The 10,767-nt window shown below is 48.6% G+C and carries 13 protein-coding genes; 5 read left to right on the plus strand and 8 right to left on the minus strand.

What is annotated here, in order from left to right; translation table 11 throughout:
• Positions 1-18: 18 nt before the first annotated feature.
• From KDW_RS07995 to KDW_RS08010, 4 genes are all read right to left on the minus strand, one after another.
• A complete protein-coding gene (locus KDW_RS07995; RefSeq protein ID WP_151755478.1) occupies positions 19-1,341 on the minus strand; it encodes a glycosyltransferase in 1,323 nt (440 codons plus the stop codon).
• A 289-nt stretch (positions 1,342-1,630) separates the two neighbouring features.
• Positions 1,631-2,281 carry a 50S ribosomal protein L25 gene (locus KDW_RS08000; protein WP_151755479.1) on the minus strand — a complete coding sequence of 217 codons (651 nt, stop codon included), beginning with the start codon at positions 2,279-2,281 and terminating at the stop codon, positions 1,631-1,633.
• A gap of 225 nt (positions 2,282-2,506) precedes the next feature.
• Entirely contained in the window at positions 2,507-4,267 is a 1,761-nt protein-coding gene (gene polX, locus KDW_RS08005) for a DNA polymerase/3'-5' exonuclease PolX (protein ID WP_151755480.1), read from the minus strand.
• 9 nt (positions 4,268-4,276) lie between these two features.
• Positions 4,277-4,747: a hypothetical protein gene (locus KDW_RS08010; RefSeq protein WP_151755481.1), complete on the minus strand. Its 471-nt coding sequence runs from the start codon at positions 4,745-4,747 to the stop codon at positions 4,277-4,279.
• A gap of 192 nt (positions 4,748-4,939) precedes the next feature.
• Between KDW_RS08010 and KDW_RS08015 the strand changes: the two genes are divergently transcribed.
• Both KDW_RS08015 and KDW_RS08020 read left to right on the plus strand, forming a co-directional pair.
• Positions 4,940-5,548, plus strand: a complete 609-nt coding sequence (locus KDW_RS08015; RefSeq protein WP_151755482.1) for a chromate transporter — start codon at positions 4,940-4,942, stop codon at positions 5,546-5,548.
• Between the two features lies 1 nt (position 5,549).
• A complete protein-coding gene (locus KDW_RS08020) occupies positions 5,550-6,062 on the plus strand; it encodes a chromate transporter (RefSeq protein WP_151755483.1) in 513 nt (170 codons plus the stop codon).
• Between the two features lie 143 nt (positions 6,063-6,205).
• Here the strand turns inward: KDW_RS08020 and KDW_RS08025 are convergent, their stop codons facing one another.
• Positions 6,206-7,507: a replication-associated recombination protein A gene (locus tag KDW_RS08025; RefSeq protein ID WP_371876249.1), complete on the minus strand. Its 1,302-nt coding sequence runs from the start codon at positions 7,505-7,507 to the stop codon at positions 6,206-6,208.
• Positions 7,508-7,888: 381 nt separating this feature from the next.
• On the opposite strand from KDW_RS08025, the gene KDW_RS34860 reads away from it, so the two are divergent.
• Entirely contained in the window at positions 7,889-8,110 is a 222-nt protein-coding gene (locus KDW_RS34860) for a sensor domain-containing protein (RefSeq protein WP_151755485.1), read from the plus strand.
• The gene (locus tag KDW_RS08035) at positions 8,103-8,612 is read left to right on the plus strand and encodes a sensor domain-containing protein (protein ID WP_151755486.1); all 510 of its coding nucleotides are present in this window, start codon (positions 8,103-8,105) and stop codon (positions 8,610-8,612) included. The genes KDW_RS34860 and KDW_RS08035 overlap by 8 nt, the downstream gene beginning before the upstream one ends.
• A gap of 80 nt (positions 8,613-8,692) precedes the next feature.
• Here the strand turns inward: KDW_RS08035 and KDW_RS08040 are convergent, their stop codons facing one another.
• Entirely contained in the window at positions 8,693-9,574 is an 882-nt protein-coding gene (locus KDW_RS08040) for a DMT family transporter (protein WP_151755487.1), read from the minus strand.
• Between the two features lie 157 nt (positions 9,575-9,731).
• Between KDW_RS08040 and KDW_RS08045 the strand changes: the two genes are divergently transcribed.
• Complete coding sequence (locus tag KDW_RS08045) at positions 9,732-10,115, plus strand: pyridoxamine 5'-phosphate oxidase family protein (RefSeq protein ID WP_162005048.1); 384 nt, start codon at positions 9,732-9,734, stop codon at positions 10,113-10,115.
• A 99-nt stretch (positions 10,116-10,214) separates the two neighbouring features.
• Here KDW_RS08045 and KDW_RS08050 read toward each other — a convergent pair whose 3' ends face one another.
• Both KDW_RS08050 and KDW_RS08055 read right to left on the minus strand, forming a co-directional pair.
• Positions 10,215-10,421: a type II toxin-antitoxin system HicB family antitoxin gene (locus tag KDW_RS08050; RefSeq protein WP_151755489.1), complete on the minus strand. Its 207-nt coding sequence runs from the start codon at positions 10,419-10,421 to the stop codon at positions 10,215-10,217.
• A gap of 2 nt (positions 10,422-10,423) precedes the next feature.
• A complete protein-coding gene (locus tag KDW_RS08055; protein WP_151755490.1) occupies positions 10,424-10,624 on the minus strand; it encodes a type II toxin-antitoxin system HicA family toxin in 201 nt (66 codons plus the stop codon).
• Positions 10,625-10,767 lie beyond the last annotated feature (143 nt).

The following is a 10,767-nucleotide window of genomic DNA, read 5'->3' on the forward strand; positions in this document are numbered from 1 at the left end:
AGCTCGCTCCGGGAAGCGTTATTTATTATGCTTGCGCGGACGGCGCGAAGAGGCAGGACGATCCAGACCAAGATCTCCAGTACGACGAATATGCGGACGCTTCACATTTTTGACTTCATCAGCCATATAACCAGGATATTTCTGGGCCGTCCGCATATGCTGGCGTAAAACTTTCATTTCTTTAAATTCGATCGAGAGACGTCTGTACAGATCTTCCCAGATATCCAAAACCTTGACGCGATCATGGCCGGCGATAATCTGTAAACTCTGCTCACCCATCCTGGCACACCGCTCAGCATCTCCCAGTAGGATATCAATCTGGGCCGCCAGTTCATCGCTATCGCCAGGGGTAAAGAGAAAACCGTTCGCTTCATGATGCACCAGTTCAGGCAAGGCATAGGAATTAGCGGCGATTACAGGAAGGCCACAGGCCATCGCCTCCATCGTAGCCAGACTCTGCAGATCAGCCTCCGAAGGAATGACAAACAGTTGTGAACTCCGACGCAATTCCAGCAGATCCTCATCGCGGACAAAACCCAGAAAACTCACACGATCCCCAATACGTAATGCTTCCACCTGAGCTCTCAATTCAGCCTCAGCAGGACCCGAACTGACCAGGGCCAGATGGGCATCTGTTTTCATCCTGGCAATGGCATCTAATAACACATTGACGCGTTTCTCTTCACTCAAACGATTGACATGCAGGATCAGAGGTCGATCTTCAGGTAAGCCAAAACGCTGTAAAATCTGAGGATTATGCGCACCAGGCGTATATTTTTTTAAATCAATGCCGTTAGAAATAGCCGCAGCCGGTGCCCGTAGTCCATGCTCATAGAGCAGGTTTAACGCAGTCGAGGTTGGCGCGGTTACATACTCACAACGGTTACAAAAATTGATCAGATAAGAATACGTAATATTGCTGATGTGCTTACCAATAAAAGGATCTGTAATCAGTGAGCGGCTCATGTTAATGGGCAAATAATGATTGGTCGCTACCACCGGTTTGCGCAAACCACCAGCCAGTAACTGGGCAATATTTCCCAGCACAACTGGAGAATGGATGTGGATAATATCGGGATCGGTGCGTTTGATCAAGTTGCGTACTGGCATAAAAGGTAGAAAAGGGATACGCAAATCTTTGTATGTGGGCCACTCGAATGAAGAGAAACGATAGACACGTACCTGCTGCTCCAGACGACGCACATCACGCGCACCATAACTAGGAGCCACCACCCATACCTGATGACCACGATTAGCAAAATCGGTCGCCAATCCATGGGTCACCGCTGGTACGCCTCCCACCATCGGAGGATATTGATCAGTCACAATCATTATACGCATAACTATCGCTCACTCCCCACAAAGGACGCTACCGTTTACAATGTTTGACACAGAAGTTAAAAATATACAGCACATGCTTAAGCGATCCAACTATCCATAGTCTTCCCATCTCTTATCAACAAGAGATACTTTGTGGGGTAGAAGCCAGCTGATATCTCTCCAAAGCATAACCATACTCCCTCTAGGATATCACAAATCGTGTCAAAAATGGACAGGAAGAAGGGCCAGCTATACAAAAGACAGGCAACCAGACTGGTTACCTGTCTTTTGTATAGCTGGCCTTACGCCATTACTCTTTTGTTTCTGTTTTAGATTCTGCTGGTGCCTCTTCTTCAGATGCTGCAGGTGCCTCTTCAGCAGCTGTAGTCTCAGGAAGCTCAACACGGGGTGCTGAAATCTTCGCAATCGGCTCTTCAGGATCTGTTATCAGCTTATAGCGAGCTGGCAATTTCACATCCTTTGCGTGCAAGGCCGAATCAATAGCGGTCAGCGGAGCAATATCTACATCCAGATGCTCAACAATATCAGATGCGGCACACTCGACGGCCAGAGCCTCAAGCAGGTGCAACAGCACGCCACCCTCGATCTTCACACCAGGAGCCTCACCAACATAATGCAGAGGCACTTTTACCTCAAGGCGCTCGCGCATACTGACACGGCTAAAGTCCACATGCACAATACCACCAGTAGCTGGATCATGCTGAATGTGGCGTACCAGCACGGTCTGGGCGGGGCCATCGGGTAACTGCAAGGAAAGAATATTGCGAACTCCATGTTTACGGCGCAGATGATCAAAGGCCACTGCATCAAGCTGAATAGGCATTGGCGCTTCTTTGTGTCCATAAACGTTCGCCGGAATAAAGCCAGACTTACGTAAACGCTTATTTGCTTTACCCAATACAGTTCGTGGAGTAGCTTCTAGTATAGTTTTATCTGCCATAACTAACTTCTTCCTCTTTCCATTTTACTCTATATTCAGTCCATGGCCTCAATAGTCAGCCGCACAAACTGTGCGGCCTGAGTCCTTTAAGACCAAACCTTACGTAACGATCAGTCTGATTGCCACGTAAACCCTGGACAGAATTTCGCATACTTCTGACAAATTCTCACCAATCATCCCAAAAAGAGGATGCAAGTATCTTTATCGACTACTCAAAGGGGAGAACTACTTCTTACTTCTTTTTACGTGGAAGAAGGCCATTAACGCTTCAAAATCCAACGTATTGAGGACATCTTGAGCGCGTAACCATCCTTTGCGTGCGATCCCTATACCATAGCGCATATCGTCAATACCTGCAAGTGCGTGGGCGTCTGGATCAATGGGTATCTTGATACCTTTGTCTCTGGCCTTGCGTAGATAACGCCAGTCCAGATCTAGCCGCGATGGATGGGCATTAATTTCTATACACGTTCCATGTTCGGCGGCCGCTTCAATAACCTGGTCCATATCCACGGGATAACCTGGACGACCGAGCAAGATACGTCCGGTCGAATGCCCGATAATATCGACATAGGGATTGGCAATGGCTCGTAGCAGGCGCTGTGTTTGTTCTTCTTGCGAGAGGTTAAAATTGCTATGGATAGAGGCGACCACAAAATCCAGAGTGGCCAGCACCTCATCATCAAAGTCCATTGAACCATCGCGCAGGATATCGCACTCGGTCCCTTTGAGGATATGAAAGCGATCACCAAATTCCTGATTAAGCTGATCAATCTCTTCTGCCTGACGCTTTAGAGCATCTGGATTCAAACCACCAGCATAGGATGCTGCGCGACTGTGGTCGGTGAGGCCCAGATAACTATAGCCACGGGCCATGCAGGCCTCGGCCATCTCACGAATAGTATTCTGACCATCGCTCCAGGTTGAGTGTGCGTGCAAGACACCTTTTAGATCACTCTCCTGTACCAGTCTGGGTAGCTTATGGTTTGCTGCCGCGTCAATCTCACCTGTATCCTCGCGCAATTCAGGCTCGACATAATCCATCTTTAAGGCCTGATAGATGTCCTCCTCAGTCTTACAAGGAATCAGCGTCTCCTGACCATCCTCAACTTTAAACAGGCCATAATCGTTGATCGTCATTCCCATACTCTGAGCCCGGCGTCGTAGTGGAATATGATGCTCACGCGAGCCAGTAAAGTGATGCAAGGTATAGGGAAACTGGCTATCCCCCACCAGGCGCAGATCCATGGCGATACCGCTACTTAAAATAACACTGGATTTGGTCTCGCCCTGGCCGGTAATCGCTTTTACCGATGGCTGACTGGTGAAAAACTCCATAATGGCACGCCGCACATCGCTGCTTGCATGATCATCAACACTCAGCACCATATCAATATCTTTCACCGTTTCACGTCTGCGGCGCAAACTACCCGCCACCTGTAAACGCACCACGCCGGGCTGGGCCGCCAGCGCTTCGCGCATTCGTGCCGCCTCCGCTTCCGCTACATCATATAGATAGCGATCCGCATGCTGGCTCAGAAAACTCAGCCCCTGCAAGATCTTTTCCTGGGTCTTTTTACCAAAGCCTGGCAGATGGGCCACGCGATCGTCCTTACAGGCTTGTTCCAGTTCCGCCAGACTATTCACATGTAATTGCTGATAAATAGTATTGATCCGCTTGGGTCCTACACCCGGAATACGCTTCATATCCAGTTTGACCTGTGGGGTATTAGCCACAAGCTCATCATAGAACTGGATATGCTCGGTCTCAAAGGCCTCCTCGATCCGCTTGATAATCGTAGGTCCAAGGCCAGGCGTGCCCTTTAACTTCCCCTCACGGACCAATGTGGCCAGATCACCTTCCAGAGATCCCAGGGCCCTTGCCGCATTTTCATAGGCACGAATCTCAAAGGTATTACTGCCCTCTTTCAAAGCCAGCAGCACTGCGATTTCTTCCATCAAATTAGTAACTTGATTTTTATCCATTGAATCCTCTCATGTCAGACGCAAATCAAAAAATTCCGGTGGCCGGGCTTCAAGCTCAAAAGGATGCCGCCCTTTCAGATCACGATTCAGGTAGCGCTTGCAGTCAAAATGTGCCAGCAGCCAGCAATACAGGTCCTGAGACACAAAAATGGCATCCCACGGTGGATCTTCTTCCCGCATCGTCAGCACCTGATTACACACAAAGCAGCGCGCCATACCAGCCTCAACCGCCCGTTCAAACCAGGTCAACACAAACTGATTCATATCATCCAGATTCATCATATCTAATGACTCTTCGGGATAACCGAATAAAACTGGATCAAGGCATTCGCGAAAATCGTGACTGGCACGGCTTAAAGCCAGTAATGGTGCTCGTACAGAAACTTTTATTTCATCGTGCTCAGGATCTTCACTCGCTGACTGCACGTGGGTTAGTAACAAGCCTTCCCGGGCAAACCAGGATAATAGTTCGTTCCTCATACTCTATTCTATAACATTGTAACGCTGAAGCCCCATCAATTCTAGCTTCTCCGCAAACAGTAACCAATCTCTTACGTGCATAGCCAGAATCCTCTCGGATAGAGTGCTACGTGCCAGAAGATCAATAAGAATGTATTAAAATAGAAAGGACAGCACTATCAATGTCCTTCACACTAGCAAAGGCGTCAAAAAATGCAGATAACGCAACCAGACAGTAAACCTGGTATCTGGCAACTGTTCCTCATCTGGACCAGCATCGGCCTCCAATCCTTCGGTGGTGGTGCGACCACCAGTCTACTCATTCAACGCGAATTCGTCGAGAAGCATCCATGGATGACCATGGAAGAATATACTCACTATTGGAACCTCTGCTTATTTGCCCCTGGTGTTAACCTGGTTGCATTAACTATTCTGATTGGGAGGAAGTTAGGCGGAAAAACTGGTATTTTTATCTCACTGCTCGGACTGCTTTTTCCCAGTGCCACTATCACCTGCCTGCTGGCCGCCGGTTTTAAAGAAGTGGAACGTGTACATACAGTGCAGGCCATTCTACAGGGCATTGTACCTGCTACGGCAGGTATTATGCTCATGGTTGGTATCAATTTTGCGCAACCACAACTCCAGCGTGCCTACAAAGAAGGGCCGCTGAATCTCATCATCAGCCTGGTACTGATTGCCCTCTGTACGCTGGCCATCATCCTGCAAGTACCGGTCTTTATCGCCCTGAGCGTTACCGCATTCCTGGGAGTACTCTGCTTCACACGCCCACTGTGGCGCAAAAAGAAAGCAGAGGCACAGTAAGATGATTGATCCATTTACCTACTTCATACTCTTCTTAAAAGCTACCGTCTTCTCATCCGGCGGCTTCAGCAATCTTCCCAGCCTGCACCAGGACCTCACCGCCAATCACTGGGCCAAAGAAACAGACTTTGGCGAATCACTCTCCATCGGGCAGATCAGCCCGGGTCCAAATGGATTGTGGGTAATCTGCCTGGGCTATCTGACCTACGGCTTTCTGGGAGCGCTGCTAGCCTTGATTTCGCTGACCATTCCACCTTTTTTTGTGCTGGTGGTCGCCAACGTCTATGGGCGTATCGAAAAGCAAGCCTGGGTACCTGGACTCATGCGTGGCATCTCGCTGGCCGTCATTGGAACCTTCCTGACCGTCTTCTGGACCATCAGTAGCCGCTCTGGATCCGACTGGCGCAGCTGGTTGATCTGTGCTATTGCCTTTGGCCTCGTCTTCAGTCGCCGCGTCAATATCCTGCTGATCCTGGTTATGGCGGCTATTGCGGGCTATTTGATCTATCGCTAAGCGCTACAAACAAGCACTATATGGTGCGCTTCACATCACAGTACATAGCAAAAGAGCAGGTTACGCTGGGAAACCTGCTCTTTTGCTATGTACTGTGTCACATTGCGTCACATTGAACGTGAATGCCGCTCCTTGAGCACCTGCTATTCATCTTTAGTATTATCGCGTTTTTCAAGCCAGCTACGAATACTGGCTTCTTTACCCTGTTTGCCAGGCTCATAAAAGCGCCTGCCAGCTAAACGCTCGGGAAGATATTCCTGTACCTTACCGGAAGGAGGCCGCTCAGGATCTTCAATCTCCATGTCTTTGTAGTAGTCATGGGCATATTTATATTCTTTACCATAGCCCAGCTTCTTCATCAGACCAGTTGGAGCATTACGGATCCAGAGTGGGACCGGATCAATCTGGCCACCGGTAATCTCTGCGCGAATTTGATTGTAGGCATTATAGACCGCATTGCTCTTAGGAGCCGCCGCCAGATAGACTACCGCCTCGGCCAGGATCACACCGGCTTCGGGCATACCAACAAAATGGACCCCCTGCTGCGCTGCCACACAGACCGACAAAGCCTGGGGATCTGCCAGGCCGATGTCCTCAGCCGCCATGCGCACAATACGTCGCGCCAGATAGAGCGGATCCTCGCCCGCTTCCAGCATGCGGATCAACCAGTATAGACTCCCATCAGGATCAGAGCCGCGCACAGCTTTATGCAGGGCGGAGATCATATCATAATGCTGATCGCCACCTTTATCATATTGCAGGGCGCGATGCTGCATCGCGTCTTCAATCATCTCAGTCGTAATCGCGACTGGCTCACCTGTATCCTCCGGATCACCACTACCCAGCACCGCCAGTTCCAGTACATTTAAAGCGGTTCGGGCATCGCCATTCGCAAAGATCGCAATCTGGCGCAGGACAGACTCATCGACCGTGACGCGCCAGCGTCCCAGTCCCCGCTCACTATCCTGCAAAGCTCGCTGCAACAAACCAATCAGTTGATCCTCATTCAAAGCCCGCAATACAAATACACGGGAACGCGATAACAGAGCGGAATTGACTTCAAAGCTAGGATTCTCGGTGGTGGCACCGATCAGGATCACCACGCCGCGTTCAACGTGCGGCAGAATCGCATCTTGCTGGGATTTATTAAAGCGATGAATCTCGTCTACAAACAGGATGGTCCGCTGTCCCGAAAAGCGATATTTTTTGGCTTCTTCGGCGATTTTACGCAGATCAGCAACCCCTGCTGACACAGCATTAAGCCGAAAAAAATGGGCATGGGTCAACTGGGCAATCACCTCGGCCAGCGTCGTTTTACCGCTACCTGGAGGTCCCCATAGAATCATGGAGGAGACTTTATCATTTTCAATCAGGCGTCGTAACAGCTTACCAGGCCCCAGAATATGTTCCTGGCCGACAATCTCGTCCAGAGTCTGGGGGCGCATCCGAGCCGCTAATGGCTCACTGCCAGCCCCAGATTGCGACGTTGCTATATTTTTCTTGTTGCCTGGCTCTGCATCATTTGAGCCAAAAAGAGATCCTTGAAATACCATATTTTTCGCTTTTCATCCATAATAGGAGTTGAACATTCTCTCTACAGAGTATCACATCTTTCAGACTTTCTGACAAGCTATTGAGATACAGTCGTACACACCTTGAGCACATATACCTTACCATTCTGAGGTCAGCGCAACCATTTTGAGACGACACAAAACTGTAACACTTCTGGCATATTCTTGTGAACATCAGCAGGTATGCTTTGAATGTCAAAGAGAACAACACAAAAAAAGCAATCATCCATTGCATACTGTCTAAGGAGTAAAAAAATGGCCGCTTTCCCCATGCAACAGGAATATCAACACAAACAATCAACCAGACAGACACTTGGTAATATGCTTTACCTGCTCTTAGCGTTTCCATTGGGGCTCATCTACTTTGTATTGATGGTCGTTGGTCTATCGGTGGGAGCAAGCACGCTCATCATCTGGATCGGCCTGCCCATCCTGTTGTTAACCATGATTGGTTTACGTGGGGATTGCCGTGTTTGAGCGCGACATGGCTGCCAGCCTGCTGCATATTCCGATGCCTTATATCTCAGCACAACACGAGATCGAAGGCAAAGGCAAACTGCTACGCTGGATCCGCACCTGCCTGCGCGATTCCGTCACCTGGAAAAGTATCGTCTATGTCCTGCTGAAATTTCCGCTGGGTATCATCTCGTTTGTCCTGGTCATCACCTTACCCATAGTATCGCTGGCATTGACGGCAGGACCAGCCATCTACCTGCTAAACACGTATATTGATGGACTCATCCATGCCGCTGGCTATCATACCCATAGCTATATGCTGTTTGCCGAAAGTCACGACGGCATCTTCGATCCAATTATGTTTGCGCGCAGCTTTATCGCTGTTCCCTGTGGCATCTTACTCTGGTGGGGAAGCCGCGCCGTCCTGAATGGATTGGCCCAGATGAGCGGCCTGATGGCACGTGCCATGCTGTGTCCCAGCCAGATCGATGCTGCACCAAAGGACGACTATTATTCAGCCTGAACCCTGGCTAGCAGAACCAGAAATCTCTGTCAGACCAGCGTTCAGCAGTAAAAAACTGATCTGACAGAGATTTCTGATTCTTAAAGATTTACCAGCACAATACCAACAAAGATCACCAGAATGCCCAACCACTGTGTACGTTGCAATCGCTCACGCAAGAAGAGCCAGGCCAGTAAGACCGTCACCGCGCTATAGAGGGAAGAGAGCATGGTTACCAGGGATATTTGACCTGGCTGCATGCCACTGGTATAGGCGATATAGGCCAGGGTATCAAAGAAACCAGTACCCAGTAGCAGCCACCAGACGCTGCCGCGGGGAAAGGTTAAAGGGAGCTTCACAAATGGAGAACACACCAGCAATACGCATGGTGTCAGAACACGAATAAACCAGACGGGTGTAATGCCACCCAGTCCAGGCGTCACAAAAAATCCCAGCACCCAGAAGGTCAGCCCATAGCCAAGCGAGGCCAGCAAGGCCAGCAGAATACCTTGCCTGGAAGCGCCACGCCAGGGTAATGAAAAAAAGAAACGTCCAGGCTGCCGAACGGAAGGAGTTGAGCAAAAGATCACTCCTAACAAGACAAACACAATCGCTACATTTTGGAGTCCTGTTAAGACCTCGCCGCTTAAAAAAGCCAGGATCACGGTTACAACCGCGTAACTGGCAGCAATCGGTGAGACCAATGAGATAGCACCAACCTGAAAGGCGCGATAAAGCGCCAGAGAGCTGGCGATATTTAATAATGTCGCAACCAGTGCCCAGATCCATGGTTGCCAGCTAGCATGCGTAAATACATGTGGTAGTTCACCAGTAACAAGCAAATAGATCGTCAATCCAACAATACCAACACATTGCAGGTAGCAGAGTGTACGATAGGTACCGATACGGTGAGTTGCATAACGCGCCAGAAAATCGCCCAGACCCCAGAAAACAGCCGCCATAAGCCCATAAAATATTCCCATAGAACATATTCTATCATCAATGCATGAGGTCGAAAATTAGCATCGAAGGATGGAATAGAGAATGATATGCAACTGTTTTCTATCAATAGAAGATAGCTGCATTACAGCATTCACCATAGTTTTTCAAGAGTGTATTGAAGAAACGGAGTCAGGTAACATGTTAGATCTCACGCAAACAAAAGATAGCCATATTGATCAGCGACTACGCCAGGAGCTCATCATCTGGCTCGGTAGCGTCAAAAGCAATGGCAACCCCCATCTTGTTCCAGTCTGGTTCTTATGGGATGGCAATCAGATTATTATTTTGAGCCAGCCAGGCAATCAGAAAATTCGCAATATTCAGCACAACTCCCATGTCACCCTGGCGCTGGAAGCTGTCAACGATGGGGATGATATCGTTATGCTTGACGGCGAGGCAAAACTCGTTGACACACCATTAGACGAAAAAACGCTACTTCGTATGTTTGGCCATGCGTCATGCATCCCGGTAGTTCTGGTACTGAAACAACATAGATCTGATCATTGTTATCCCAATGGATAATCATTGAATAATGTTTAGGATTAGGATACATAGCTATTTTCCTGACTTTCTCAAGGCGCTACGCACGAGTGCAACTGAGAACGGCTATGTGCTTTTGTTCTATGCAGCAACTCGCGGGGGTGGAATTTCTTTACCAGTAGCCATGGCATTCACTAGCCATAATTCTATGACTTCCTGGGCATTCTTGATCACTTCCTCATAAGTATCGCCATGAGTAGAACATCCTGGAAGCTCAGGAACTTCAGCAATGAAAGCTTGATCTTCATCACTCCATTGAATAATAACCGAATAGTGAATAGGAATCATAGCTATTCTCCTAATTGAGCTAATGCTTTATGTACTTTCTTTATTTGGTATGGTTTTGCATCTTCTCCGTCATGACCAGAAAGGGTAATGTCGAATTGAGATAAATCTGGGTGGCTCCATACAGTATGGCTACCTTTCCCACTTCTACAACTAAAACCAGCGTGTCGCAATATAGCTTTCAGTTCTCTCATTTTGACAGGCACAGACAGCTCCTTGCGTCTCATTCATCATACCATAAACAAGTATTGATAGGCTCTACTTGATTAATGCCCTTTGTCAGGCTGTTACCGGAAAAACATTGTAGTATCAGGTTCAGGTGATTGATCAGAGATCACTCGCCCGTTTA

It is taken from the genome of Dictyobacter vulcani, assembly GCF_008974265.1.
Lineage (GTDB): Bacteria > Chloroflexota > Ktedonobacteria > Ktedonobacterales > Ktedonobacteraceae > Dictyobacter > Dictyobacter vulcani.

What these genes read in the sequence shown, in the direction of transcription:
- KDW_RS08015 (WP_151755482.1), top strand. Translation starts at nt 4,940, where the DNA reads ATGCAGATAACGCAACCAGACAGTAAACCTGGTATCTGGCAACTGTTC.
- KDW_RS34860 (WP_151755485.1), top strand. Translation starts at nt 7,889, where the DNA reads ATGGCCGCTTTCCCCATGCAACAGGAATATCAACACAAACAATCAACC.
- KDW_RS08045 (WP_162005048.1), top strand. Translation starts at nt 9,732, where the DNA reads ATGTTAGATCTCACGCAAACAAAAGATAGCCATATTGATCAGCGACTA.
- KDW_RS07995 (WP_151755478.1), bottom strand. Translation starts at nt 1,341, where the DNA reads ATGCGTATAATGATTGTGACTGATCAATATCCTCCGATGGTGGGAGGC.
- KDW_RS08025 (WP_371876249.1), bottom strand. Translation starts at nt 7,507, where the DNA reads ATGCGCCCCCAGACTCTGGACGAGATTGTCGGCCAGGAACATATTCTG.
- KDW_RS08040 (WP_151755487.1), bottom strand. Translation starts at nt 9,574, where the DNA reads ATGGGAATATTTTATGGGCTTATGGCGGCTGTTTTCTGGGGTCTGGGC.
- KDW_RS08020 (WP_151755483.1), top strand. Translation starts at nt 5,550, where the DNA reads ATGATTGATCCATTTACCTACTTCATACTCTTCTTAAAAGCTACCGTC.
- KDW_RS08000 (WP_151755479.1), bottom strand. Translation starts at nt 2,281, where the DNA reads ATGGCAGATAAAACTATACTAGAAGCTACTCCACGAACTGTATTGGGT.
- polX (WP_151755480.1), bottom strand. Translation starts at nt 4,267, where the DNA reads ATGGATAAAAATCAAGTTACTAATTTGATGGAAGAAATCGCAGTGCTG.
- KDW_RS08050 (WP_151755489.1), bottom strand. Translation starts at nt 10,421, where the DNA reads ATGATTCCTATTCACTATTCGGTTATTATTCAATGGAGTGATGAAGAT.
- KDW_RS08010 (WP_151755481.1), bottom strand. Translation starts at nt 4,747, where the DNA reads ATGAGGAACGAACTATTATCCTGGTTTGCCCGGGAAGGCTTGTTACTA.